25 protein-coding genes and 1 pseudogene are annotated in these 25,199 nt (G+C 63.0%); 14 read left to right on the plus strand and 12 right to left on the minus strand.

Going from position 1 to position 25,199, the window contains the following annotated elements:
• Positions 1-29 precede the first annotated feature (29 nt).
• The 3 genes from F3H87_RS16650 (at position 30) to F3H87_RS16660 (ending at position 2,922) form a co-directional block, all read left to right on the plus strand.
• Positions 30-1,268 carry an ABC transporter substrate-binding protein gene (locus tag F3H87_RS16650; protein ID WP_027264389.1) on the plus strand — a complete coding sequence of 413 codons (1,239 nt, stop codon included), beginning with the start codon at positions 30-32 and terminating at the stop codon, positions 1,266-1,268.
• Between the two features lie 61 nt (positions 1,269-1,329).
• Complete coding sequence (locus F3H87_RS16655; RefSeq protein ID WP_027264388.1) at positions 1,330-2,121, plus strand: ABC transporter ATP-binding protein; 792 nt, start codon at positions 1,330-1,332, stop codon at positions 2,119-2,121.
• Between the two features lie 12 nt (positions 2,122-2,133).
• A complete protein-coding gene (locus F3H87_RS16660; RefSeq protein WP_027264387.1) occupies positions 2,134-2,922 on the plus strand; it encodes an SDR family NAD(P)-dependent oxidoreductase in 789 nt (262 codons plus the stop codon).
• Positions 2,923-2,947: 25 nt separating this feature from the next.
• Here the strand turns inward: F3H87_RS16660 and F3H87_RS16665 are convergent, their stop codons facing one another.
• Entirely contained in the window at positions 2,948-4,051 is a 1,104-nt protein-coding gene (locus F3H87_RS16665; RefSeq protein ID WP_036051655.1) for a CaiB/BaiF CoA transferase family protein, read from the minus strand.
• A 113-nt stretch (positions 4,052-4,164) separates the two neighbouring features.
• Here F3H87_RS16665 and F3H87_RS16670 point away from each other — a divergent pair, with 113 nt between their 5' ends.
• Genes F3H87_RS16670 through F3H87_RS16680 form a run of 3 tightly spaced genes read left to right on the plus strand, consistent with a single transcriptional unit; the run spans position 4,165 to position 7,391 of the window.
• Positions 4,165-4,953, plus strand: coding sequence for an enoyl-CoA hydratase/isomerase family protein (locus F3H87_RS16670; RefSeq protein ID WP_027264385.1), 789 nt, complete (start codon positions 4,165-4,167; stop codon positions 4,951-4,953).
• 16 nt (positions 4,954-4,969) lie between these two features.
• A complete protein-coding gene (locus F3H87_RS16675; RefSeq protein ID WP_027264384.1) occupies positions 4,970-6,208 on the plus strand; it encodes a thiolase family protein in 1,239 nt (412 codons plus the stop codon).
• Between the two features lie 16 nt (positions 6,209-6,224).
• Positions 6,225-7,391: an acyl-CoA dehydrogenase family protein gene (locus F3H87_RS16680; RefSeq protein WP_036051588.1), complete on the plus strand. Its 1,167-nt coding sequence runs from the start codon at positions 6,225-6,227 to the stop codon at positions 7,389-7,391.
• Between the two features lie 84 nt (positions 7,392-7,475).
• Here F3H87_RS16680 and F3H87_RS16685 read toward each other — a convergent pair whose 3' ends face one another.
• From F3H87_RS16685 to F3H87_RS16695, 3 genes are read right to left on the minus strand one after another with little or no spacing between them, the layout of a single operon-like run.
• A complete protein-coding gene (locus F3H87_RS16685) occupies positions 7,476-8,639 on the minus strand; it encodes an acyl-CoA dehydrogenase family protein (protein WP_027264382.1) in 1,164 nt (387 codons plus the stop codon).
• A 4-nt stretch (positions 8,640-8,643) separates the two neighbouring features.
• Positions 8,644-9,519 carry a GntR family transcriptional regulator gene (locus F3H87_RS16690; RefSeq protein ID WP_027264381.1) on the minus strand — a complete coding sequence of 292 codons (876 nt, stop codon included), beginning with the start codon at positions 9,517-9,519 and terminating at the stop codon, positions 8,644-8,646.
• Positions 9,516-10,775, minus strand: a complete 1,260-nt coding sequence (locus tag F3H87_RS16695; protein ID WP_071974357.1) for a CaiB/BaiF CoA transferase family protein — start codon at positions 10,773-10,775, stop codon at positions 9,516-9,518. The genes F3H87_RS16690 and F3H87_RS16695 overlap by 4 nt, the downstream gene beginning before the upstream one ends.
• A 218-nt stretch (positions 10,776-10,993) precedes the next feature.
• Between F3H87_RS16695 and F3H87_RS16700 the strand changes: the two genes are divergently transcribed.
• The 4 genes from F3H87_RS16700 (at position 10,994) to F3H87_RS16715 (ending at position 14,554) form a co-directional block, all read left to right on the plus strand.
• Positions 10,994-11,587, plus strand: a complete 594-nt coding sequence (locus F3H87_RS16700) for a TRAP transporter small permease (RefSeq protein ID WP_083545805.1) — start codon at positions 10,994-10,996, stop codon at positions 11,585-11,587.
• 2 nt (positions 11,588-11,589) lie between these two features.
• Positions 11,590-12,870, plus strand: coding sequence for a TRAP transporter large permease (locus tag F3H87_RS16705; RefSeq protein ID WP_223228101.1), 1,281 nt, complete (start codon positions 11,590-11,592; stop codon positions 12,868-12,870).
• A gap of 62 nt (positions 12,871-12,932) precedes the next feature.
• Entirely contained in the window at positions 12,933-13,979 is a 1,047-nt protein-coding gene (locus tag F3H87_RS16710; RefSeq protein ID WP_036051585.1) for a TRAP transporter substrate-binding protein, read from the plus strand.
• Between the two features lie 395 nt (positions 13,980-14,374).
• Positions 14,375-14,554 (plus strand): SDR family oxidoreductase, encoded by a 180-nt coding sequence (locus F3H87_RS16715; RefSeq protein ID WP_027264377.1) that lies wholly within the window; start codon positions 14,375-14,377, stop codon positions 14,552-14,554.
• A 96-nt stretch (positions 14,555-14,650) separates the two neighbouring features.
• Here F3H87_RS16715 and F3H87_RS22100 read toward each other — a convergent pair.
• Positions 14,651-15,337, minus strand: a pseudogene (locus F3H87_RS22100) (CoA transferase).
• Positions 15,312-15,836: a CoA transferase gene (locus tag F3H87_RS22105; protein ID WP_250637868.1), complete on the minus strand. Its 525-nt coding sequence runs from the start codon at positions 15,834-15,836 to the stop codon at positions 15,312-15,314. The pseudogene F3H87_RS22100 and the gene F3H87_RS22105 overlap by 26 nt, the downstream one beginning before the upstream one ends.
• Before the next feature lie 249 nt (positions 15,837-16,085).
• Here F3H87_RS22105 and F3H87_RS16725 point away from each other — a divergent pair, with 249 nt between their 5' ends.
• The 4 genes from F3H87_RS16725 to F3H87_RS22000 all read left to right on the plus strand — a co-directional run bounded on the left by F3H87_RS16725 (position 16,086) and on the right by F3H87_RS22000 (position 17,914).
• Entirely contained in the window at positions 16,086-16,892 is an 807-nt protein-coding gene (locus tag F3H87_RS16725) for an ABC transporter substrate-binding protein (RefSeq protein ID WP_071974356.1), read from the plus strand.
• 12 nt (positions 16,893-16,904) lie between these two features.
• Positions 16,905-17,201, plus strand: coding sequence for a hypothetical protein (locus F3H87_RS16730; protein WP_133119767.1), 297 nt, complete (start codon positions 16,905-16,907; stop codon positions 17,199-17,201).
• A 117-nt stretch (positions 17,202-17,318) separates the two neighbouring features.
• The gene (locus F3H87_RS21995) at positions 17,319-17,675 is read left to right on the plus strand and encodes an ATP-binding cassette domain-containing protein (protein ID WP_198952313.1); all 357 of its coding nucleotides are present in this window, start codon (positions 17,319-17,321) and stop codon (positions 17,673-17,675) included.
• Positions 17,672-17,914: an ATP-binding cassette domain-containing protein gene (locus F3H87_RS22000; protein WP_205964847.1), complete on the plus strand. Its 243-nt coding sequence runs from the start codon at positions 17,672-17,674 to the stop codon at positions 17,912-17,914. The genes F3H87_RS21995 and F3H87_RS22000 overlap by 4 nt, the downstream gene beginning before the upstream one ends.
• Before the next feature lie 74 nt (positions 17,915-17,988).
• On the opposite strand, the gene F3H87_RS16740 is transcribed toward F3H87_RS22000, so the two are convergent.
• Genes F3H87_RS16740 through F3H87_RS16765 form a run of 6 tightly spaced genes read right to left on the minus strand, consistent with a single transcriptional unit; the run spans position 17,989 to position 25,189 of the window.
• Entirely contained in the window at positions 17,989-19,143 is a 1,155-nt protein-coding gene (locus tag F3H87_RS16740) for an acyl-CoA dehydrogenase family protein (protein WP_027264374.1), read from the minus strand.
• Positions 19,144-19,149: 6 nt separating this feature from the next.
• Entirely contained in the window at positions 19,150-20,271 is a 1,122-nt protein-coding gene (locus tag F3H87_RS16745) for a CaiB/BaiF CoA transferase family protein (RefSeq protein WP_027264373.1), read from the minus strand.
• Complete coding sequence (locus tag F3H87_RS16750) at positions 20,268-21,086, minus strand: citryl-CoA lyase (protein WP_036051583.1); 819 nt, start codon at positions 21,084-21,086, stop codon at positions 20,268-20,270. Before F3H87_RS16750 ends, F3H87_RS16745 begins: the two co-directional genes overlap by 4 nt.
• The gene (locus tag F3H87_RS16755) at positions 21,083-23,194 is read right to left on the minus strand and encodes an acetate--CoA ligase family protein (protein ID WP_198952314.1); all 2,112 of its coding nucleotides are present in this window, start codon (positions 23,192-23,194) and stop codon (positions 21,083-21,085) included. The genes F3H87_RS16750 and F3H87_RS16755 overlap by 4 nt, the downstream gene beginning before the upstream one ends.
• Positions 23,187-23,678, minus strand: a complete 492-nt coding sequence (locus tag F3H87_RS16760) for a MaoC family dehydratase (RefSeq protein WP_027264371.1) — start codon at positions 23,676-23,678, stop codon at positions 23,187-23,189. Before F3H87_RS16760 ends, F3H87_RS16755 begins: the two co-directional genes overlap by 8 nt.
• Positions 23,675-25,189 carry a class I adenylate-forming enzyme family protein gene (locus F3H87_RS16765; RefSeq protein ID WP_027264370.1) on the minus strand — a complete coding sequence of 505 codons (1,515 nt, stop codon included), beginning with the start codon at positions 25,187-25,189 and terminating at the stop codon, positions 23,675-23,677. The genes F3H87_RS16760 and F3H87_RS16765 overlap by 4 nt, the downstream gene beginning before the upstream one ends.
• Positions 25,190-25,199: the final 10 nt, after the last annotated feature.

A 25,199-nucleotide genomic window follows, 5' to 3' on the forward strand; every position in this document is an offset into this window, starting at 1 on the left:
AGAGCGGCTCTAAACCTGGGAGGAAGAATATGACTTACCAATCGAATCGAGGTCTTCGCGGCTTTCTGGCTGCGGCTGCCTTGGCGGCCGCGGCGACCATGCCTTTGAAGGCGCAGGCCGAAGAGACCTATAATCTGGCCCTGCTGTCGGACTTTTCCGGCCCTTATGCTGACATCATGCCCATTCTGGCCGGCGGACGTGAGGCTGTGTTCACCTGGTGGAATGAAACCCGCGGCAAGGAACTTGGCGTCACGCTGAACTACAAAAACTACGAAACCCGCTATGACGCGGCACAGGTGGCAAGTCTCTGGCCCGGGATCAAATCGGAACTGGACCCGATTGCGGTTGTCGGCCTCGGCGGGCCCGACGTCGCGGCCCTTTCCGAACGCCTGCCGGAAGACAAAATCCCGATGTTCATGGCCACAGCGGCCTACGGTTTTGCCTGGCAACCGGATGCCTGGATTTTCAACCCACGCCCGACCTATTCGCACGAAAGTGTCGGCTTTCTGAACTGGATGCGTGAACAGCGCGGCGGAGACGAACCGCTCAAGGTTGCGATCCTCGCCTCAGAAGCATCGCCTGCCTATGTCGACATGGCAAAGGGCATTGAACTCTATGCCGAAGAGCACCCCGAGGAGATCGACCTCGTCGAGGTCATCTATACCGAAGTTCAACCCACCGATCTGACGGGGCAAATGCGCCGCGTTGTACGAGCCGGGGCCGAGGTGCTGGTAATCCAAACGAACACCTCTATCGTGGTTGCCGCGAAACGTGGGCTGCAGGCCAACGGGGCGAACATCCCGATCATGATGAGTTCGCATAACGGGCTTCCAGCCTCGGGTAGCGCGCTTGGCGGGCTTGAGCAAATGGAGGGGGACTTTGAAGCCTACGGCATGGTGATTGCGGCCGATGAGGACACTCCCGCGCGACAATTCTACGAGACATTGGTTGCCGATTACGGACTCGAAGCACCTTGGAACGTCGTGACCGCAATGGGCGTATCTCAGGGTCTCTATACCGTGACCGTGATCGATCACGCGATCGAGGCGAACGGCGCCGAGGGCCTGACCGGAGAGATGGTACGTGAGGCGCTTTTTGCCAAACCGATCACCACCGAAGAAACCCATGGGTTCCTGCCGACCTTGTCCTTTACGCCAGAAGCACCGTTCCCATTGGAAGGCCTCAAAGTGAATGTGGGCACCGTCAAAGATGGGAAAATCACCATCGCGGCAACGGGTGTCGACGTTCCGCAAGTTGAGAAATGGTGAATTAATCCGGGCGCCGCAGTCGCGGCGCCCGTTCTGATCCTTAGCCCCGGGCAATATGACCATGCTGGAACTCAACAACGTAGAGGTGACATATTCCGACGTCATCCTGGCGCTCAAAGGCGTGTCCATGACAGTCCGTGCGGGACAATGTGTTGCTCTGCTCGGTGGCAATGGCGCAGGAAAAAGCACGACGCTTAAAGCCATCTCGGGAACGCTCAAATCCGAGGATGGAACCGTTTCGGCGGGGTCCATCGTTCTGGACGGAACTCCCATTCAGAACATGGAAGCCTCGGAAGTCGTGAAGAACGGTCTCATCCATGTGATGGAAGGGCGGCGCGTTTTGCGGCATCTGACGTCAGAGCAAAACCTGATCGTCGGCGGGCACATGGTGCCCAACTCCGCCGAGCTGAAAAAGCGCCTGGACCATGTTTACACCTTGATGCCCCGGCTTGCGGACCTGCGCAACCGCACCTCTGGCTTCATGTCTGGTGGCGAACAACAACTGCTGCTGATCGGCCGGGCCATGATGGCCAGCCCCAAGATCATCGCGATCGACGAACCGTCGTTGGGATTGGCCCCGATGATGGTCCGGGATGTTTATGAAGTGCTCAAGCAGCTCAAGTCAGAAGGCACGACCTTCTTCCTGGTCGAACAAAACAGCGCCGCGGCGCTATCGATCGCCGACTATGCCTATGTGATGGAGAACGGCCGGATCGTGATGGACGGCCCTGCCGACAAGCTCGCTGACAACGAGGACATCAAGGAATTCTATCTCGGCGTAACCGCATCGGGCGAGCGCAAAAGCTATCGAGATATCAAACACTATCGCCGCCGGAAGAGATGGCTGGGATAGAAAGGAGCGAAGATGAGTAACCTGCTTTCCATCAAAGGTCGTACCGCATTTGTAACCGGAGCGGGGCAAGGCGTTGGTCGGCAAGTCGCGCTTTATCTGGCGGAACACGGAGCCGGTGCCATCGTTGTCAACGATTTTCACGCCGAACGGGCCGAAAGCGTTGCCGCGGAAGTGGAGGCAGCGGGTGCAAAGGCTCTGCCGCTCGCCTTCGACGTCTCGGATTTCGACGCGGTTGGCGCGGCGTTTGCCGAAACGCAGACCACATTTGGCGGCGTGGATATTCTGGTCAACAATGCGGGCAACGCCGGGCCGACATCGCGGCTCGACGATCTGGTCCCTTTTTGGGAATCCGATCCCGATGAATGGCGCCGCTGGATGGCCACCAATTTCGATGGGGTGCTGAACTGCACCCGTCACGCCATGCCGTTGATGGTTAACAGTGGCTATGGGCGCATTGTGACCGTCATTTCCGACGCCGGCCGTGTCGGTGAACCGCATCTGGCGGTTTATTCCGGGGCCAAGGCCGGTGCGGCCGGCTTCATGCGGGCAATTGCAAAGGCCGGCGGCCGGTTCGGGATCACCGCGAATTGCGTCGCCTTGGGGGGCACAAGAACTCCGGCTGTCGCCGACCTGATCCCGGATGCAGAGACCGAGAAGCGGGCATTGTCGCAATACGTGATCCGCCGTCTGGGCGAGCCGGAAGACCCCGCCGGAATGATCCTGTTCCTCTGCTCGGATGCTGCCAGCTGGATCACCGGACAGACCTATCCAGTGAATGGTGGGTATTCGTTTGCCTGCTAGAGTAGACATCGACCAACCGCCGCCTCTAGGTGGCGTCGTCCGAAAAAACGCTGTCATTATCTGCCCCGAGTTCAGGGGGCAGATTCGGTGTTGCGGTTTCGAAGCCATCAAATTTCAACGGCTGGACAATAAAAGTCTCGGCCTTGCCGCCGTCATGCGTAATCTTGCGCAGCAGCTGGCGCGCACGCACATGGGGGTCGTCCAACGTTTCGACCAGGGAATTGACCGGACCCCATGGCACCCCCGCCTTATCCAGAAGGTCGCCCCATTCGGCGCGCGTCTTGCCAACCAGAATCGCCGCGATTTCTTCGCGCAGCGCGGCCTTGCGGGCGACACGGTCGCGGCCTGTCAACGGCGCAAGATCCGCCCTGTCGATCACATCGCAGAACGGTTTCCAGAACCAGTCCTCATGCGCGATGGACAAGGTCAAGAGCTTGCCGTCTTTGCAGGTGAACACGCCATAGCCCGGCTCGGCGATAAATTCGCCCAGCGGTGTTCCATTGGCGGCGGGAACGAGGAATGCGGTCAACATCGAAACCACCGCATCCGACATGGACACGTCCACGTAACGCCCCTGCCCTGTGCGCTGGCTCGACACCACCGCCGACAGGATTGCGATCGCCGCGAACAACGCCGCGCCAACATCCGCAAGGGGGATCGGCGGCACAGGGCCGGGCTGCTTTGCATCGGCCTGATCGGCCAGCAAACCGCCAACCCCTTCATAGCTCAGGTCATGGCCAGCCCTGTCACGATAGGGGCCGTCCTGCCCGTAACCCGAAATCGATACATAAACCAGCCGCGAGTTGACACTACGCATGTCCTCGAAACCGGCACCCAAGGCCGCAAGCTTGCCAGGGCGGAACCCTTCGACGATGACATCCGATTCCTTGGCCAGTTCGCGAAACCGTGCCAGCCCCTCGGCCGATTTCAGATCCAACGCAACGCTGCGCTTGCCTCGGTTCAGTGCCCGGAACAAGGGCGGAAATTGCCGGGCCGGATCACCGATGCCCGGGCGTTCAATCATGATCACCTCGGCTCCCATGTCGGACAACAGCATTGTGGCATAGGGACCGGGAAACTGTTCGGCAAGGCTGAGGATTTTCAGGCCGGCCAGGGGTGCAGTGCTCATATCAATCTCCAGTTCTTTTGTTTTCCACGTGCGGGTCCGCCCGAGTGCAGCGTAAATCGCCGCAAAAGACAAGGCGAAAAACCAATAATATGTATAATTATCAGGAGCTTAGCATGAGTGAGGCAAAGCAGACGCTATTCGTTGAGCGGGTCGCAAAAACTGAATGGATTACCTTCCAGCGCACCGAACAGCTCAACGCAATGTCAACGCAGATGCTGCGCGAGATGGCGGCAGCACTGGAATCGGCGCTGGCCGACGATGGGGTGCGTACAATTGTCCTGACCGGCTCTGGCCGGGCATTCTGCGCCGGTGCCGATCTGAAAGAAGTTGCTGGCGCCAAACATGCACCAGGCGAGCCGGATCTTCTGGATCTTGTCGATCACACGTTTGGGCTTATGCGACATGGCCCGAAACCGGTGATCGCCGCAGTGAACGGGCTGGCGATGGCGGGCGGTTTGGAAATGGTGATGGCCTGCGATCTGGTCTTTGCCGCCGAAAGCGCGCAACTGGGCGACGCACATTCCAACTTTGGCGTCTTTCCCGGGGCCGGCGGTGCGGCGATCCTGCCGCGTAGGATTGGCCTGAACCGCGCGAAATACCTGCTGTTCTCGGGCGAGAACGTTTCGGCACGGGACATGATGGACTGGGGACTGGTGAACAAGGTCGTCGCGGACGAAGACCTGCGACAAGCGGTGCAGGCCTTTACCGACAGGCTGGCAGAAAAAAGCCCGGCGGTCTTACGCCGCATGAAGACGGTTTCCAATCGGTCGCTGGACGTGGACGAAACCGCCGCGCTTTCCGAAGAGATGCTGAACCTGCGCGCGCACATGCGATCCTGGGACATGCACGAGGGTCTGTCGGCGTTCAATGAAAAACGAAAACCGCAGTTTCGCGGATACTAGGTCAGGAGGACAAACGATGCAGGACATTTACATCGTTGGCATCGGGATGACGCCGTTCGGAAAGTTCCGGGACAAAACCATCAAGGACATGACCGGCGAGGCCGTCGCCGCCGCGCTTTCCGATGCCCGAGTGACGGCAGATCGTATCGACGGCGCATTCTTCTCGAACGCGGTGCAGGGCCACATGGAGGGCCAGCACATGATCCGCGGCGAAATCGCGCTGCGTGAAATGGGCATTCAGGGCATTCCGGTGGTGAATGTCGAAAACGCCTGCGCCAGCGCCTCGACCGGGTTCAAACTGGCAGTCGATTTCCTCAAGGCCGGCAATGGCGACTGCTGTCTCGCCGTGGGCGCCGAAAAGATGTATTCTGACGACCGTGCGTTGATGTTTTCGGCCTTCGACAGCGGCTGGGACGTCAGCAACAGCGAAGAGGTCGCGCAACGGCTGGCCGATCTGGGTGCAGGGGTCGAGGAACCCGAAGGATCGAAATCGCCCAAGCCCTACAGCGTGTTCATGGATGTCTACGCAGGCTTCGCCCGGCTGCACATGAAGACCTTTGGCACAACTCAGGAACAGTTCGCCGCCGTCGCCGCCAAGAACCATGCGCATTCCGTGCATAATCCACTGGCGCAATACCGAGAAGCCATGAGCGTCGATCGGGTATTGGCCGCGCCGCCGATCACCTATCCGCTGACCCTGCCGATGTGCGCCCCGATCTCGGACGGGGCCGCTGCGGCCGTTTTATGCACCGGCGAGGGGATAAAACGTCTGGGCCTAGATCCCGCGCGCGCGATCAAGGTCAAGGCCGCGATCCTGCGCTCGGGCACCGATCGTCCGCCGGAAGATTACAAGAACCACCTGACCCGGCTTGCCGCGCTTGAGGCCTATGAACAGGCCGGGATCGGCCCCGAGGATATATCGGTGGCCGAAGTGCATGACGCCACGGCCGTGGGCGAAGTGATCCAGATCGAGAACCTCGGATTTGTCGAATTCGGCGAGGGCGGTCCCGCCAGTCTGCGCGGCGAGACAAAGATCGGTGGACGCATTCCGGTGAACCCCTCGGGCGGGTTGGAATCCAAGGGCCACCCGGTCGGTGCCACAGGGATAGGGCAGGTTTTCGAACTGGTCACGCAACTACGCGGCGAAGCTGGCGCGCGTCAGGTCGAAGGGGCAAAGAACGCCATCGCCGAAAACGGCGGGGGGTTGCACGGGGTAGAAGAAGCGGCCGCCTGCGTCACCATTCTGGGCCGTTGAAACAAGGAGACGAACCATGGAAAACGTGATCGCCGCCGCTCAGGCAATCTATACAGATGAGCAACGCATGTTGCTGGAAAACTTCCGCAAGATGGCCGAGGCAGAGTTCGCGCCGCTGGCCGAGAAATACGAGAACCTCGGCCACCCCCCCGATGCGAAAACCCTGAAGTCCCTGTTCGCCAAGGTCGAGGAATTCGGGCTGATCAGCGGCCTGATCCCCGAAGAGGACGGCGGTGCCGGAATCGACCGCATGACCTATGGCATCCTATACGAGGAACTGGCCCGGATATGGGCCGATCTGGCAATCGCGGTGCTGATTCAGGGTCATGCCGTGTTCGCGGTCAACCTCTTGGGAAATGTGGCGCAGAAAGAGGCCTATCTGAAGCCGCTCCTGCGCAGCGAACGGATCTGTGCCACCTGTATTTCCGAACCAGAGGTCGGTTCGAACGTACGCGAGGTCAAGACACGTGCGGACCGCGAGGGCGATAAGATTTTCGTCACTGGCCAGAAGCTCTGGATTTCCAATGGGGCCCAGTCGGATTTCGCCATCGTTGTCTGCAATCTGGACGACGGTATTTCCATGGTCATCGTCGACCGCGATACCGGCAACTACGAGAGCCGCGAATTGCGCAAGCTGGGGCTTGTCGGTGCATCGACCTGCGAATTGTTTTTCGACCGTGCCGAAACCAGCGCTGACCATGTTCTGGGTAATGCAGGCGGCGGCCTGTTCCAGACATTGAAACTGTTTGAGAGCGCTCGCGTGTTTGTCGGCCTGACGAGCATTGGCATAGCGCAGGCGGCGTTGGAATGTGCCGTCAAATATGCGCAGGATCGCCAACAACATGGTAAGCCGATCGGCGGGCACCAGTTGATTCAAGGCTACCTGGCCGACATGGCCACGCACCTGGATGCCGCGCGCCTGTTGTGCCAGCGCGGGCTGCAACTTCTGGACCTGGGCGTGCGCTGTGACACCCAGACCTCGATGGCGAAATGGTATGCAACCGAAATGGCCGTCGAAATCGCCGGCAAAGCGGTGCAGATCCACGGCGGCAACGGCATCACCAAAGAGTTCCCCGTTGAACGGCACTTCCGCAATGCAAAGGTCATGCCGATTCCCGATGGCACCACCGAAATCCAAAAACTGGTCATCGGGCGCAACCTGACCGGGCTTAACGCGTTCTGAAAAGGGCCTTGGCCGCCCCACCGTCGGCGCTCGTCAGCGTCGAGGGTGGGCACGACCCGGAGTGATCGCGATACGGGCGAAGAGTCAGTAGGACTTGGGCATCCCCAATGCCTTCTCGGCCACGTAGGAGAGGATCAACTCCTCGCTGACCGGCGCGATGAAGTTCAGTACGCTTTCGCGAAAGTAACGCTCGACGTGGTATTCCTGCGCGAAGCCAAAGCCGCCGTGGGTGCGCACCGCGCGGAATGCCGCTTCGTAGGCCGCCGAGCCGGCGAGGTTGCGCGCGGTATTGGCCTCCAGCCCGCAGGGCTTGCCCTGATCGTAAAGCGTGGCGGCTTTGTAGGTCATCAGTTCCGCCGCCTGAAGGCGCATCCACACCGAGGCCAGCGGATGCTGGATCGCCTGGTTCTGGCCGATTGGACGGTCGAAGACGACGCGTTCGCGCGCATAGGCGGCCGCCTTTTCCAGTACGTACATCCCAAACCCGACCGCAGCCGCGGCGACAATGATCCGCTCGGCATTCAGCCCGTGGAGCAGGACCTTGAAACCCTCACCTTCCGCGCCGATGCGGTCCTCTTCGGGCACCTCCAGCCCATCAATGAAGATAGCGTTGGAGTCGACCGCCTTGCGGCCCATCTTGGCAATTTCATGCACGTCGATCTTGCTGCGGTCGAAATCGGTGTAGAACACTGACATGCCGTCGGTCGGTCGCTCGCAGTCCTCGATGGGCGTGGTCCGGGTCACCAGCAGGATGTGATCTGCGCGCTGTGCGGTCGAGGTCCAGACCTTGCGCCCGTTGACCACATACCCACCGTCTTCGCGTCGGCGCGCAAAGGTCGAGATATGCGTGGTATCAAGGCCGGCGTCCGGTTCGGTTACGCCGAAGCAGGAGCGGTGCTCTCCGCGGATCAGAGGCGGCAGCATTCGAGCCTTCTGTTCGTCGGTGCCGAAGCCGACCACCGGTTGCAGCCCAAAGATATTGATATGCACCGCGGAACTGGCCGCCGCGCCGTAACGCCCGATCTCCTGCATGACCAGCGATGCCTCTGTGATACCCAGGCCCGATCCGCCATACTGCTCTTCCATCGTGACGCCATAGAAACCGCCCTTTGCGATCTCGGCCGCAAAATCTTCGGGGAAGGTCCCGGTTCGTTCGCGTTCCAGCCAGTAGGCATCGTCGAAACGCGAGCAGATCCTGGCCACCGCGTCGCGGATGGCCCGTTGCTCTTCGGTGAGATCGAAATCCATGCGATCACTCCTTCTTCTGACGTGGGTGTGGTTCGCCCGAATGCTCGGGCGGGGCGGGTTCCGCCATATGCGGGCGCCAGGAGCCGGGATCTCCTGTGGCGAGATTGCCGAACTGGCGCTCGGCGGAAAAGACGTCGCTGCGGATCTGCACGAGGTGAGCCATGACCGGGCGGCCTTCGGGATCGAACAAGCGCGAGACCACATGGGCCACCGGCTCGCTGAGGGTGATGCCCAACAGGTGCGCGGTGGCGATGTCGGCCCGAACGATGGTGATGATCTGGTCGCCCGACAGATCCGTCATGCCGGTGTGGTCGCGCAGCAGTTGCGAATATAGCTGCGTTTCGTCAGCGCCCTCGGGCAGCATCTCGAAATAGCGTTGCGGCAGCCACAGATCGACCAGCGAATACGGCTGCTGCCCGGCGTGATGGCGCTTGCGCACATGAACCAGCGGCGTTTCCATCCCCGTCAGGTCGCGGCCAAGATCGGGAAGCTCCTTACAGGGCGCACGCGACAATATATCTATACGCACCTGTGCCCCGAGCGTCAGCGGATCGTAGGCGGGCGCACGTGGCTCGCTCTCCTCGGCCGCCGCAGTCACGAAGGTGCCCAGTCCGCGCGTGCTGTCGATCATGCCCTCATTGCGCAGAACCCCAAGAGCCTGGCGGACGGTTTCGCGCGCCAGGCCGTATTCGTCGCGCAGGGCCGGAAGGGTTGGCAACTGGCTGTGTATGGGCCAATCGCCGCAGCGAATCTTTTCGCGAAATAGGCTTGCGAGCTTGAGATACAAGGGGATGCCGTCACGCTGCCGAAGCAGTTCCCTGGCCGAGCCTTCCTCCGGGCGGGGACAGTGGCCGACGCCGGTGGTCCGGGTGCCGCTCAAGGCTGGTCGCCGGACCGAGGCACCGCTCCTGTCAGACCGTCGTTTACCGACGAGTCCTGCTCGGGTTGCACAACGACACCGGCCTTTATCAGTTGAGCAACCCTTTCCGGTGAGAAGCCGAACTCTTCCAGGATCGCCGTGCCCTGTGCGCCAAGGGCAGGTGCCGGAAGATCGGGGCCCATCTCGACGCCGCGCATCGTATAAGGGCTTCGGACCCGGCGCATCGGCCCCTGCTGGGGATGGTCATAATCTTCTATCAGGCCAACGGCGCGGACATGCGGATCGTCGGGCAGGTCCTCCATCGCCATCACTGGGGCATTGGGAATATCGAGGGCATCGAACAGCGCCTGCCACTCTGCGGTGGTCCGCTGCGGCAGGATATGCGTTACAACAAGTTCATAGAGTTCGGGAAAATGCCGCTGTGCGGTCGCCGCGTCGGTCATCATGGGGCCGTCGGCCACGTCGTCGCGACCCACAGCACGCAGAAACCGCTGCCATTGATCGAATTTGTAGATCCCGTGCGCGATGAAACCGTCGCTGGTTTGCGCTGGTTTGCGGAATGGACTCATGACCCGCGCATAGCCGAACCCGCCTTCCGGAGGCCGGAAGGCCGCCCCGTTGAAATGCTGGCTCAACATCACCGATATCATCGTTTCGAACATCGGCGTTTCGATGTAGCACCCTTCGCCGGTGGTGCGCTGCCGGAACAGGCCGGCCAGCATCGCCTGACCCAGCGCCAGCCCGGTGATCTTGTCGGCGGCCACCATCGGCACAAAGGCGGGGGCACCTGCGTTGCGCCCGTTGGCCTCGGCCAGACCCGACCGGGCCTGAATCAGGTCATCGAAGGCGGGCAAGTCGGCATAGGGCCCGTCCTGCCCGAACCCGATCGCGGCGCAGTAGACGATGCGCGGATTGACCTCCCGCACGGCGTCATATCCAAGACCCAGCCGCTCGATCGCAGGCACTCGCATATTGTGAACCACGATGTCCGCCTGACTCAGCATCTCCAGCAGCGCCGCACGCCCTTCGGGGGATTTGAGATCAAGCGCAATGCTGCGTTTGTTCCGGTTCACCGCCATCCACTGAGCGGTCATACCCGGCACGCGCGAGGCGCCGAGGCGCCGATAATAGTCGCCTTCCGGCGCTTCGACCTTGATCACATCAGCGCCGAAATCGCCCAGGAACTGGGTGGCGTAGGGGGCCAGGAGAATATGGCCCAGCTCTACCACGCGCACCCCGTCGAGCATTTGAAACATGATTCCCCCCCCCGGCACCGGATCGGCTGCACCGACCGCACGCTACAAAAGACTAAAAGACTGTATTGCTAGTTTTTTTGCACGGGGAGCGTTGACATGCAAGGGGGCCTTGCTAAGTTTGGCGCCACAATGAGGCTAAGGCGGCTCGTTTCCGGCGTGGAAATCGCCGATGGAAATGGCCCGAAATAGCGCCAAAAAAAAGGGGGGGGGTGGCCGCAATGGAACCGCCGAAGAAAAGGGGGGGCGCGCGCGGCCTGTTGGCCGTTTCGCGGGGGCTGGCCGTGCTAGAGACCGGGTTTGCGGCGCTGGCCTGTGTCGCACTGGCGGTGATCATGCTGATCGTGGTCGTGGATGTTGCGATGCGCTACGCGCTTTCGATGCCACTGGGCTGGTCCTACGACCTGATCGGTCTCTACCTTGTGGTCACGGTATTCTTCCTGATGCTGCCCGACACACTCCATCATCACGGGCACGTGGCAATCGATCTGTTCCAAAACATACTTCCGCGACGGGTTCGCCATCTGGGGCAGGCGGTGGGCTATGCTGCAGGGGCAGTTGTCATGGCGCTGATCGCGTTCGAGGCCTGGGGCCGCTTCCAGAGCGCCTATGCCGGGCAGGACCGGATCGCCGCGCTGGTCCCATGGCTGACCTGGCCGGCCTATCTGGTCGTCCTGATTGGCACCGCGCTGCTGACGCTGCGCCTGATCTACCGGGTGGTCGGGCACGCGTTTTCCATCTTCTCGCGCCACGATCTGGTTGAAATGCCGCCCCCGCCCGAGACCACCGCGCTCCAAGGGGAGGACGTCCTGTGACGGTGGCTCTGGTAATTGCGCTTCTGGCCGGGCTGCTTGTGATCGGGCTGCCGGTGGCCTTGGCAATGGCGATTTCGGGGTCTGTAGGGCTCTATCTGTTCGGCGGCATGGCGGTACTGGGCGGCATCCTGAAGACTGCACCCCTAAGTACCGCGAATTCCTACGAAATCATCACCATCCCGATGTTCATCCTGATGGCCGAATTCGTGATCATCTCGGGCGTGGCGCAAGATCTCTTTCGCGCTGCAACCATTTGGGTCGGCCGTCTCCGCGGCGGCCTGGCCATGGCTACCGCGGTAGCCGGGGCGGGCTTTGGCGCGATCTCGGGGTCGAGCACGGCAGCGGCGGCAACGCTGGCATCCACTTCGATCCCGGCGATGATCGACGAAGGCTACGACCCCAAGCTGGCCAGCGGCGTCGTGGCGATTTCGGGCACACTGGCGATGTTGATTCCGCCATCTGTGGCGCTGATTCTCTATGGGATCATTGCCGATGTCTCGGTCGGACAGCTGCTGGTGGCGGGGGTGATACCGGGGATTCTGGTCGCTCTGACCATCATGGCCACGGTCGCGGTTCTGGTGCGGATTGATCCCTCGGTCGCGCCTGCCGGCCAGCCTTACAGCTTTCGCGATAAATTTGCGTCGCTGTCGCGTGTCGGGCCAATGCTGCTGCTGTTCCTGGCCGTCACCGGCACGATCTACTCGGGCATTGCCACGCCGACCGAGGCATCGGGGATCGGCGCCTTCGGCGCGATGCTGCTGGCGCTGCACGAGCGCAAACTGGGATTCAGCCAAGCCTGGGGTTGCCTGAGACGGGCGGCGCAGACCACCTGCATGATCCTTTTCGTGATCCTCGGCGCGCATATCTTTGGCTATTTCTTCACCCTCACGCGGGTGACCAACGATTTGACCCAATGGATCGGCGGCCTTGGTATTTCGCCGATGGGGGTGATGGTGGTGATCCTGATCATCTACGTCTTTCTGGGTGCCTTCATGGACCAGATCGCCATCCTCATCCTGACGGTGCCGGTGCTTTTGCCGCTGGTCCTGTCGCTGGGCTTCGACCCGATCTGGTTCGGGGTGATCGTCGTGGTGACGGCCGAGGTCGGCATGGTCACTCCGCCGCTGGGCATGAATGTCTTTGTGGTGGCCCGATATACCCGGCGACCCTTGGGCGAAATCTTTCGCGGGACGTTTCCGCATGTTCTGGCGCATTTGCTGGTGATCGCGTTGCTCACTGCATTTCCCGTGCTGGTGCTGTGGCTGCCCTCGACAATGAACTGACGACGTCGGCCTGCGCAATAGCGCCAGTCCATAACCCTAAAAGACAGGAGGAGAATGAAATCATGACCAGAATATCCAAATTCCCATCGCCCTTACGGACAGCGGGCTGGGCCCTGAGCGTTGCCTTGCTACCGCTCGCCGTGCAGCCGGTTGCAGCGCAGGAGATCGAACTGCGCGCGGCCGACAGCCTGCCCACCGGCCATTACATTGCCCAGAGCCTGATCGAACCTTTCATGGAACGGGTGAGCGAGCGGACCGGGAAAACCGAGTTCGCGTACTTCCCGGCTCAGCAACTCGGCAAGGCCAAGGACCTGCTCTCGCTGACCCAGACCGGCGTGACCGATATCGGCTATGTCGGCCCCTCCTATGTCAGCGACAAGATGCCCCTTTCGGCGGTCGGGCAGTTGCCCGAGGCGTTTTCGACGTCGTGTGAGGGCACGATGGCCTATTGGGAGATCGCCAAGCCCGGCGGCGCGCTAGACCAGGCCGAATTCGCGCCGAACGGCGTGCGCCTGCTGATGGCGATGGTGCTGCCGCCCTACAACCTGCTGACGTCGAGCCGTGAGATCACCGGTTTGGACAGCATGGACGGCCTGAAGATCCGCAGCACTGGCGGCGCGCTTGACCTGACCGTCCAGAAAATCGGCGGCGTGCCGGTGCAGATGCCGGCGCCCGAAGTGCGCGAGGCGCTGTCGCGCGGGACGATCGACGCCGGGCTCTTCCCCTATCCCAGTGTCACCCCTTACGGAATGGAAACATTCCTTGACTGGGGTACGCAGGGGATGAACTTTGGTTCCTTTGTCGCGACCTACGTGATCAGGCAGGAAAAGTGGGACAGTCTGCCCGAAGACGTCCAGCAGGCGATCACCGAGATCGGCGAAGATTTGACTAGGGAAGGATGCGAAACTGCCGACCGCCAGAACCTTGAAGTCAAGCAGCAGATCGCCGAGGCGGGCGTGACCTTCGTTGACCTGCCCGCCGGAGATGTCGAAAAGCTGAACCAGATCCTGTCGACGGTTGGGTCCGAATGGGCCGAGCAACTCGATGCCCAAGGCAAGCCCGGAACCGAGATCCTGGAAGCCTTCCGGTCCGCGCTGAAAAGGAACTGATACCAGATCGTGGTCGGCCCGGCTCCTGTGTCGGGCCAGGCCACCAAAAACGCGCAGAAGTCAGCCGGTGGGTGCATCTGAATCCTGCCCTTCGACACTCAGCCTGGTCGTCCGTTATGCAGCTGAAGTCCGGGCGAGCCGTGCATACGTTCGGCCACATTGATCTGGCGTAGATGCGCCTCGCCGGTCCCGATCTCGGCGACGAGTTGATGCGCGAACGGCGCGGGCGAATTGGGTTTCGGCGATATGGCGCAGATGGGCGGCAGCGAGAGTGTCCGACCTTTTGTGTATGACTGATCCGGTCCATGCTTCATCGAAAGGACGCATGAATGACCATCTCGAAAGAAATCCTGGATGGATAACGTACAGGATCTTCCGCACATTTGATTCCGGCGATGGTTCCTTTCAGACTGGCTGACCCGGACGGTCAGAAGGATATACTTGGGACAACGATCATGCAGCGCCCGGCCCAACCGGAAGAAGTAGCCGGGGCGGTGCCGTTTCTGGCGTCCGACGAGGCATCCTATATGACCGGATCCGAAATGGTGGTCGATGGCGGCTATACCGCGCAGTAAAATGGGCGGAGCCGGAAGCTTGGGACAGGCGGGTCCGGTTGGCCGCGAACCGATCCTGGCCAGCCGGGCACCGGCTGCCCGCCTGGCCTGGTTCCGTCAGGCGTCGGCGCGCGGAAGGCGGATTTCGGACAGAACCTCCTCCGTGTGCTCGCCCAGCCGCGGTGGCAGCCGGCGCACCCGGCCGGGGCTGTCCGAGAACTGGACCGGTATCCGGAGCGTCACGACGGCGCCCTCTGTCGGGTGCTCGTGGCGCTCGAAATACCCGGTTTGAACCAGATAGGGATCAACCAGCAGATCCTCCAGGCTGTTGGCCGGTCCATTCGGCACGTCGGCCGCGTCGAACCGGCGGCGCCACTCGGCGGTTGTATTCCCCGCGATTGCCTCGGCGAGGAACCAATATAACTAGTCAATGTGATCGGTGCGCAACTCTGCTGTGGCAAATCGTGGATCGTCGCGCAGCTCGGGCCGGCCTATGGCGTCGAAGAGACGCAGCCACTGGTTGTCCATCGCCGCCATCACACAGATGTGCCCGTCCTGCGTTGGATAAGGCCGATGATGGGGCGAGAATACCCGGCTGTAACCCATGCCCAGATCGGGCCGGTCGAGCGTTGCGCCCCAGAGATGCTCGATCAGATTGAAGTTGACCATCGCATCCATCATCGGCACGTTTACCTGCTGCCCGTGGCCGGTGCGCTCGCGCCAGACGAAGGCCATCGCGATGGACGATGCCTGGATGTAACCGCATAGTTGTCGGCGATTACCGTGGGTAATAGCGCGGCTCATCGGTGGCCCGGGCCATCATCCCGGCTACGCCGCTGGCGCCCTGGATCACATCGTCGAAAGCAAGCCAGTCGCGGCGCTCACCATCCAGCCGGAAGCCAGAAGACGAGGCATGAATGATGCGGGAATTGACCGCGCGGATCGCCTCGTAGTCGACGCCCAGCCGTTCGGCGGCGCCGGGGCGTATCGAATGCACCAGCACGTCCGCGGAACGCACCAGATCAAGGAGCGCGGCCCGCGCGTCGGGTTTCTTCAGGTCGAGCACGACCGAGCGTTTGTTGCGGTTTGTATTGAGGAACAGTGCCCCCATCTTCGGGTTGCGCGACGGTCCCACCTGGCGTGTGTAGTTGCCGTCGGGTGACTCGATCTTGATGACGTCGGCCCCCATGTCGCCGAGGATCTGGATCGCCACCGGTCCAAGCACGTTGACCGAAAGATCAAGCACCCTGTAACCCGCAAGCGGTCCGTCCCCCTCGGCTGGCTGCTGCGGCTGACTGTCCATTTTCTTTTCCCTTTGCGGTATCGCACCCTTCGAGTCAGCAATGCGCGCCGTAGTCTGGCGGTCAGTCGACCCGCGACCCAAGGGCGCAGCGCCGCGAGCGAAGCTTGCGATCGCTGTATTGCTGTTCTGACGGCGTGCGTGGTCGTGGCGCTTCCGTGACGAACTTGTCCCATAGGGCCTCCTTCCATTCCTGCGAAAGGATCACACCATTAAACCGTGGGATCAAACACCTAAGCCGAAGAAATCGTGATGCCGGCGATCGTCGCCATGTCGGGAGCGATCGCCGTGACCGGACAGGATGCGCAAAAGGGGATCGCAGTTGCCCTTGAGCACATCAACGCCGATGGCGGCGTCGCCGGTCGGCCGCTGAAGATCCAACTTTACGACACACAGGGCAATCCCGGGGTGGTGCGCCAGGTGATGGAGCGGTTGACCCGCCTCGAGCGGGCTCCGGTCATCCTTGGCTGCGAGATCAGCGCAGGCACATCGGCTGCGGCGCAGTTCGCCGAGCAGGCGCGGGTTCCTCACCTGAACTCGCCGGCGGTGTCGGCCGAGCTCCTCGAGCGCGGTTACAAATGGTATTTCTCCGATCAGATCACAGCCGATACCGAGGCGGCCACGGTCGTGGAATTCTTCGAACACCTGATGACGCAAGGCGACGTCGTCCCGGCGTTGCTTTATGAAGACAGCCCGCGCGGCGCCGGAACCATCGAGCGGATCGAAGTTCTGCTGGAGGAGCGGGGCATCGAGATCGCCGCCAGCGCGCCGTATTCGCGCAGCGATCGCAACCTTCTGCCGCCGGTCAAGCGGGTGCAGACATCGAGTGCCAACATGGTGATCTGGGCCGGCTACACCGAAGATGTGGTGACCAAGCTCCAGGCAATGCAGCAGCATGACTTCAAGCCCTACATTGTCGGAATCAGTGGCGGTCCGGTTGATGTGCGCACCCCGCAACTGGTGGACAGGGGCTTCGTCGAGGACGTCAATCTCAGCACGGTGGACTACTTAAATCCCGACATGGACCGCGCCCAGCGTTTTGTGAAGGCTTACGAGTAACGGCACGGCATCGTGCCGTCAAGCTATGCGTCGATGTGCAACCGCGGTGTCTACACGCTGAAGGCCGTGCTGGAGAAGACGCTTGAGTCCGGCCAGAAACTGACGACCGAGAACCTTCGCGCCGCCATCCTTAAGATCGACATCCCCGGCGATCAGCTGATCTCGCCGTTCTCGCGGATCAAATTCGACGAACACGGCAGGAACGTCGGATCGCAGAACCTGATCGCGCAATGGAAGAACGGCGGCACGAAAAAGGTCACGATCTGGCCGCCAGAGGTGGCTGTGGAAGAGCCCAATCCTCTGAACTGATGCGAAAACTATAACCGGGGCCCAAGATGAAGCTGTCGATCGAGTCTCTCGTCTCCGGTTACGGTCTGCTCGACGCGCTCCACGGCGTCAGCATCGAGATCGGCCGAGGGCGAGGTCGTGGCTGTGATCGGACCGAACGGCGCGGGCAAATCCACCCTTCTGCGCACGATTTCGGGCCTTGTGGCCGCCCGTTCCAGAGCGATCCGCCACGATGGCAAGGAAATCGGCGGTTTTGCCGCCAGCGAGATTCCGCGCCTCGGCCTCGTCCATGTTCCTGAGGCGCGGCACGTCTTCGGGTCACTCACGGTCGAGCAAAATCTGATCGTGGGTGCGAGCGCCGCACTCGACGCGAAAGACCGAAAGGACGCCCTTTCCGATGCTGAGCCAGAAGGCCCGCGAACTTGCCGGAGGGCTCTCAGGCGGTCAGCAGCAGATGCTGGCGATCGGGCGCGCTTATGGCCCGGCCCAGCATGATCATGCTCGACGAGCCGTCGCTCGGCCCCGCGCCTCTGATGGTCGAGCAGATGTACGAGGCCCTCGACGGTCGGCGCCGCACCGGCCTGAGCATTCTTCTGGTGGAACAGGATGTCTACATGGCGCTGGATTTCGCCAGCCGCGCCTATGTTCTGGAAAACGGGACAATCGCCCTCGCCGCAGCCTCTGACGTCTTGCGCCACGACGATCACGTGCGCCGTTCGTATTTGGGAATCTGACCCGCCCTGTGCCCGCATTCCGCCTGCCATTCAGACCGGCAGCGGCGACAGACCGTGCGCAAACTGCGGACCGATCAGCCCCGTAGCGCCGAGATGCCCAGGGCCCCCTGTGCCAGAAGCAGCGCCTGAAGCTGGTTGGTGCCTTCAGCGATCGTGAGATGTCGCACATCGCGATAATAGCGCTCGACGGGGAAATCACGGGTGTATCCGGCCCCGCCGTGCACTTGCAGGGCAGTCTCGCAAACCCGCAGAGCCGTATCGGAGTTGTGACGCTTGGCCATGGAACAGGCCCGGCCGCGATCCGGTGCCCCGCGATCCAGCGCGTCAGCGGCCCGGCACGCCAGCAACCGCGAGGTTTCCACGCCAGTCAACATATCTGCGATCATCTGCTGGACCAGTTGAAACCCGCCGATCTTGCGTCCGAACTGTTCTCGCGCGCCCGCATATCGCAGCGCCGCCTCATAGGCGGCAATTGACAGGCCCAGGCAGGTGAAAGAAACGAAACAGCGCCCCACGTTCAGATAATGCTTGGCGATGGCGAACGCCTCGCCCTCGGCGCCGATCAGGTGGTCTGCGGGCAGCAATACGTCCTCAAACAGCAGCTCGCCTAGCGGGCATGAATTCATGCCCATGCTGCGGACCTCTCGGGTTGAAAACCCTGCTGTTCCCGCCTCGACCACGAAGGCCGATACCTCCGCGCGTTCGCCGTCGCCCGACCGCGCGAAAACCACCCCGAGATCGGCCCCGGTCCCGTTGGAGATATACAGTTTGCGTCCGTTCAGCCGCCAGCCATCACCGTCGCGCCGGGCCCGTGTTTCCACGTTGCTGGCGTCCGAGCCGACGTTCGGCTCGGTCAGCGCAAAAAAGGCTGTCTTGCGACCCGAAACCAGATCGCCCAGCCACCTTGCCTGTTGCTCCGGCGTTCCATGCTGCGCGACGATCATCAGGACAAGGTTCGACGTGCTGACGATGCTGCGCAGCGACGGCCATACCTGAGACAGCTCGCACAGCAGCGCGCAATATGTCAGATAATCAAGCCCGGCACCGCCTTGCGCCTCTGGCAAAAGACCGCCCAGCAGGCCGAACTCGCCCATCTTCTGCAACACTTCGGGCGGCGGCGGACGGTGGGCATCCTCGTGCGCCTCGACCAGGGGCGCCACCTCGGCGTCAAGGTATTTGCGGAAGCTGCGCCGCGCCGTTTCCTGCCAGTCGTCCAGCTCAAACTGCATCGGTCCTCACTCCAGCTTTTCGGCTTGGTCCAGAATTTCGGCCTGATGCTCGCCCACTGCCGGGACGTGGCCCGCCGGATCACTCATCCCAGCCATCGGCACCGGGAAGGCCATCACCTGGGCCGCGCCGGCTGAGCGCACCATCCCGCGCGCCTTGAGCTGCGGGTCCCGGGCCAGATCCTCCAGCCCGTTGACCGGGGCGAAGGGAACATCCTCGGCCTCGAAGATCTCCGCCCAATGCGCATAGGGACGCGCGGCGATCAGCGGGGTCAGGGCGGCGCGGATATCATCCGTGCGGTCGGTGCGTGCGGCGAAGTCGTCAAGCGCAGGATCGTCGAAGCCCGTCATCCCGGTGGCACGGATCAGGCGGCGGAAGAAATGCGTCTCGATCGCGCCGATGGTGATGTATTTACCGTCGGCGGTCGCGAAGATACCATAGGCGGCGCGGCGCAGGATATCGGCCTTTGTGATCTCGCGCCCGGCCTGGCGTCCGGCGTCCCACACACCGTAGCGCGGGGCGACCCAGCTGGCCAGCGCGTCGGTGATCGCCACGTCCAGATACTGGCCCCGCCCCGTGGCGTCGCGTCCGTGCAACGCAGCAAGAATGGTGATGATGGCATACATGGCTGCCGAGAGATCCCCGATCGGCACGCCCGTCGTGTATTCAGGCGGTCCGTCGGGCGCGCCCGAGATCGCCACCGCGCCCGCCATCGCCGCGTAGTTCAGATCATGCCCCGGCCAGTCGCGCGCCGGCCCGGTCTGACCATAGCCGCTGACCGAACAGTAGACGAGGCCGGGATTGAGCGCCGAAAGCGTCTCATAGTCGATGCCCAGCCGCGCGGTCACGCCCGGGCGATAACCCTCGATCACGACGTCCGCCCGTTTGGCCAGCCGCAGGAAAGCCGCGCGGTCTGTGTCATCCTTTAGGTTCAGGGCGATGCTTTTCTTGCCGCGGTTCACGGCGGCAAAGAGGCCGGGGAACATGGCGCGCGCGGCGTCGCCCGCAGGACGTTCGACCTTGATGACCTCGGCCCCCATCTCGGCCAGTTGCTGCGTTGCATAGGGCCCAGGCAGAAGCTCGGTCAGATCGAGAACGCGAAGCCCCGAAAGCGGTGCAGTGCCGGTCATTTTTGCTCTCCTGTGCTGTCTGCGCGGTCCGGGTCGGCAATCCCGGCGCATTCCGCCGAGTCGTCCTGTTCCAGGATCATGTCCCAGATCTTCTGACCCTGCGGATTTTCGAGCTCTTCCATCAGATGCGCCAGAAGCCCGGCGGATCGGCCAATCAGGGCGAAGGCCCGCGCCCAGATCGGGGCAAGCCCCATGTCCGAAACGGTGGCCCCGACCGCGCCGGCGGCGTTGATGGGCAGCAGACGTCCATATTCCTCGCGGGCGGCGGCCTCGACGGCCGCCATGAAGCGCCAGTGCCGCCCGTCGAACCCATTCTCGCCGGCGATCCGGCGCAGGACCGGCGTGCGGGGGTCGCCGTCGACATGGATCGGATGACCGAGGCCTGGCACGATCCGGCGCGCCGCGCGAAAGGCGCGCACGGCCTCTTGCGCGCGGGCGGCATAGGCTGCGTCGTCGTCGCTGTCGGACAGCTCGCCGATCTCGTCGCGGGTAAAGGCCGCGGCGTTCTGCATGGTGCCGAGAAAATGGTTCCCCGCGCCCAGCAAGCCCGCGGCCACCGCACCCTGAAGCGATTCCGGCGCGCCGAGAATGGTCATCCGCGCGGCGATGGCGCTGGGGGTAAGGCCGTGATCGGTGGCGGTGACGATGATCGCGTTGGTCATCGCGCGGGTGCGGGCATCCGGCTCTTTCCCCGTGGCGGTGAAATAGATCATGTCGACGAAATCCATCTTGCCCAGGATCTCATCGGCCAGATCGCGCCCGCGCACATAGATGCGGTCGCGGGTGGTGAAACCGATGTCCGTCTTTACCGTCATTGCCTTGCCTTTCCTTCTATCTCGGTCGGAGCGCGCAGGATCACCGCGTCAAGCACCGTCGCACCCGCCGGACCGGCGCGCACCGGATTGAGATCCATCTCCGCGATGTCGCCGCGCGCACCCAGGGCGGCCAGGATCACGAGAAGATCGGCCAGCGCGCCCAGATCGGCGCCGGGGCGGCCGCGCAGCGGACCCAGCAGTGCGCGTCCGCGGATCTCGTCGATCATCGCCAGCGCCTCGTCCCGCCCAAAGGGCGCGGCGCGGTGCGTGACGTCAGAAAGCGCCTCGACCATCACGCCGCCGAGGCCGAAGCTCACCACCGGGCCGAACACCGGATCGCGGTGCAGTCCCGCCATCACCTCGACGCCCGGCCCCTGTTCCATGCGCTCAACCAGAGCGCGCTCCAGCCTGTGCCCCTGTGCTGAAAGCGATGTCATCATCGCGCCCCAGGCCGCCGCCAGCGCCTGCTCATCCATCAGCCCGACGGCCACGGCCCCGGCTTCGGTCTTGTGCAGAAGACCGGGCACCAGCGCCTTGAGCACCACCGGAAAGCCGATCCCGCGCGCCGCCTCGCCTGCCTGTCTGGCACTGGTCACGACCCGTCCTTCGGGCACGGTCAGACCCAGGTCGGCCAGCACCGCCTTGGCGGCAGCCTCGTCAAGCTCGCCGGGCGGAAATGCGGGTAGAGCAAGCGTGGAGGTCCCCGAGGGGCTCCAGTCGCCGCGCCAGATCAGCCGCTTCAACGCCGTCACTGCCTTGCCGAGGCTGCGAAAAGGCGCCAGCCCTGCCGCGTTCAGCGTGGCATAGCCAGCGGCGCGATGCCCGCTCATCCAGACCGGCAGGAGCAGAGCCGGGCTGTCCGGCGCCAGCGCGACCATGTCGTCGGCGGACCGGTCGGTGATCGGGCCGTAGTCGGCGGGAATCGGCAGAAGCACAACATCGGTGGCCGGGTCCCGCGCCACCAGCGACAGGCAATCGCGGTTGAGCTTGTCTTGGGTGAAGACCTGGGTGGTCAGGTCCACCGGGTTATCGACCGCCGCATAAGACGGGGCCAGCGCACGCAACCCCGCGCGGGTGCCGGGGGCCAGTTCGGACAGGATCAGCCCGGCGCTGCCCACCATATCGGCGGCCAGCGCCGCTGTGCCACCCGAGAAGGAATAGACGCAGATCCCCCGCCGCGGGGCGATGCCGACGCGCTCGAACAGCGCCACCGTATCGATCAATTCGTCCAGATCCTCCACCTCGACGATGCCATGCTGGCGAAACAGTGCCGAGGTGACCGCCGCCGATCCGGCAAGCGCGGCGGTGTGCGAACGGGTGGCAGCAACGCCATAGTCCGACTTGCCCACCTTCATCGCCACCACCGGCTTGCCGGCGCGAGCAGCGGCGCGGGCAGCTGCCAGAAAGCGCGGCCCGTCGCGGAAGCCTTCGGCGAGAAGGGCGATTACCTTTATGTCGGGATCGCCCACCATGTGGTACACGACATCGGCCATGGTCAGGTCGGCTTCGTTGCCGGTAGAGCACCACAGGCCAACGCCGATACCCCGTTCGCTTGCCTGGATGAAGGCGCGGCCAAGTCCGCCGCCCTGGGTGACAAGCCCAATGCCGCCGCCCAGCGTGTCGTTCTTGAATACCGGTGAAAAGGTCAGCCCAAGGCGGCGGTTGATGTTGCTCAGCCCTGGCGAGTTCGGCCCGTAGATGCGCATCCCGCTTTGCCGGGCGATTTCAGCCATCTCGGCTTCGACGGCACGGCCCTCATCCCCGGTTTCGCCAAAGCCAGAGGTGAAGACCACCGCAAACCCCGTTCCTGCTGCCGCGCAATCGCGCAAGGCGCCCACCACCGCATCGGCTGGAAGGCACACCACCGCCACATCGACGGGGCCAGGCAAGGCCGACATTGCAGAATAGGCGCGCAAACCATGCACCCTTTCACGCCCGGGGTTGACCGGAAAGATCTGCCCATCGAAGTCGGAATGCTCGGCAAGGTTCAGCAAGGTGTCGCTGCCCACGCTACGGGGCCTTTCACTGGCGCCCAGGATCGCCACGCTGCGTGGCGACAAGAGCCGCGAAAGATCGGGAAAGTCGCGGGCGACCACCGGCTCAGCCACCTTGCGGCGCCCGCCGGACGAGCAGTTTCCAGACCCCTTCCACCACGGTTTCGCCACGCTGGTTGATGACCTCGCGCCGGAACGACAGGATGCCGCGTTCGGGTTTCGAAGTCTCGCGCTTCTCGGCTACGGTAACGCGCACGCCAATCGTGTCGCCGATGAAGGTGGGGTTGGGAAAGCTGCACTGCATGTCGAGCAACCCCAGAAGCGAGGGTTCCAGGAACGTGTTCATCAGCATCCGCGTGGTCAGCCCGGACATCACCGACACCACCAGAAGCCCGTGCGCGATACGCTGGCCAAAGGCCGAATCGGCGGCATATTCGGCATCGACGTGCAGCCGGTTGAAGTCGCCTGACAGGCAGGCGAAATTAGCCACGTCGGCCTCGGTGATGGTACGGGTGGGGCTATCGAACTGGTCGCCTTCGTTCAGGTCCTCCCAGTAGAGTTGCTGGCCCTTGAGGGCCGAAAGATCGGGCCGTGTCATTGGGTTTCCTCCTCTGGCAGCGCTAGCACTGCCTCTTTCAGTTCAGCCTTGAGAACGCGGCCGGTCAGGTTGCGCGGCACCGCCGTCATAAAGACCACGCGCCGCGGGCGCTTGTATCGGTCAAGCCGGGTTTCGGCATGGGCGATCACATCGGCCGCTGTCAGCTGCGCGCCCGGCGCGGGCACGATCACTGCGCAGATCGCCTCGGTCCAGTGCGGATCGGGCAGGCCGATGCAATGCGCCTCGGCAATCGCCGGGTGGCCGGCCAGCGCCTCCTCGATCTCGGGGGCGTAGACATTGATGCCGCCGCTCTTGATGATGTCGCGCTTGCGACCCGTGAACCAGAGCAGCCCTTCGTCGTCGATCCGGCCCAGATCGCCCACGGTCAGATAGTCGCCGCGCCGGGTTTCAGCGGTCAGCGCCTCATCCTTGTAATACCCGTCGTAGCGGCTTTCGCTGCGGGTGCAGATCTCGCCGACCTCGCCCTGCGGCACCTCGTTTCCATCGTCGTCCAGCAGTTTGAGTTCCACCCCGAAGAAGGGGCGGCCGACGCAGTTGCCCGCAAGGTTGCGGCGCAGATCCCGAGCGGTCAGGTTGGCATAGGGTCCTGCTTCGCTGGAGGCGGCATAGATCATCAGCGCATCGCCGAACTTGTCGAGCGCGGCACGCTTGAGGTCGAGATACATCTCGCCGCCGCCAGATTGCAAAGTCCCCAGCGACGACAGATCGGCGCTCGCGAACCCCTCGGCCTCGACCATCCGCTGGAGCATGGCGGGCAGCAGCATGGTGGCGGTCAGCCGCTCGTCTTCGATCAGCCGTAGCGCGGCGGCCCCGTCGAAGCGGCGCATCAGATAGACGCTGGCACCCAGATAAAGCGGCAGCAGCGTATAGGTGCAGCCGGCCGACAGGCAGATCGGCAGCGCCGACAGCGCCCGGTCGTCGGGGCGGAAACGCTGCTCGATGGCGCGTTCCTCCATGCCGAAGAGACTGCGCAGCGCGCCCTTGGGCTTGCCGGTGGTCCCCGACGTGTGCAGCATGATCGTGGTGCCGTCCTGCCCTTGCGGCGGATCGGGCGGTGTGTCTGCCAGAAGGTCCGACAGGCGCGGCAGTCCTTGCGGGGCCCCGTCGCCGATGGTGACGATGTCGTCCACCACGGTCCGGAACAGATCGGCATGATCCAGCGCCGCATCGCCCAGCAGCAGGGTTTTGCTGTCCGAGCGGGCAACCACATCGGCCATGACTTCGGGCGCGATGCGATAGTTGATCGGTGCGGGAATTGCGCCTAGCCCCGTCACCGCCACATAGGCGGCAAGGAAATCGGGATGATTTTCCGAGATCACCGCCACCTTGTCGCCCGGTCCGATGCCGCGCCGCGCCAGCACCGTCATCATCCGTTCCACCCGGTCAAGGAAATCCGTATAGGTCTGGCTCCTCCCCTCGAACACCACCGAGGGTTTCGTGGGGAACCGCCGCGCGTTCAACCTCAGGGCCTGGAGAAAGGTCATCGGCATGGCCGCCTCC

The sequence above is a fragment of the Lutimaribacter pacificus genome (assembly GCF_900142185.1).
GTDB lineage: Bacteria > Pseudomonadota > Alphaproteobacteria > Rhodobacterales > Rhodobacteraceae > Lutimaribacter > Lutimaribacter pacificus.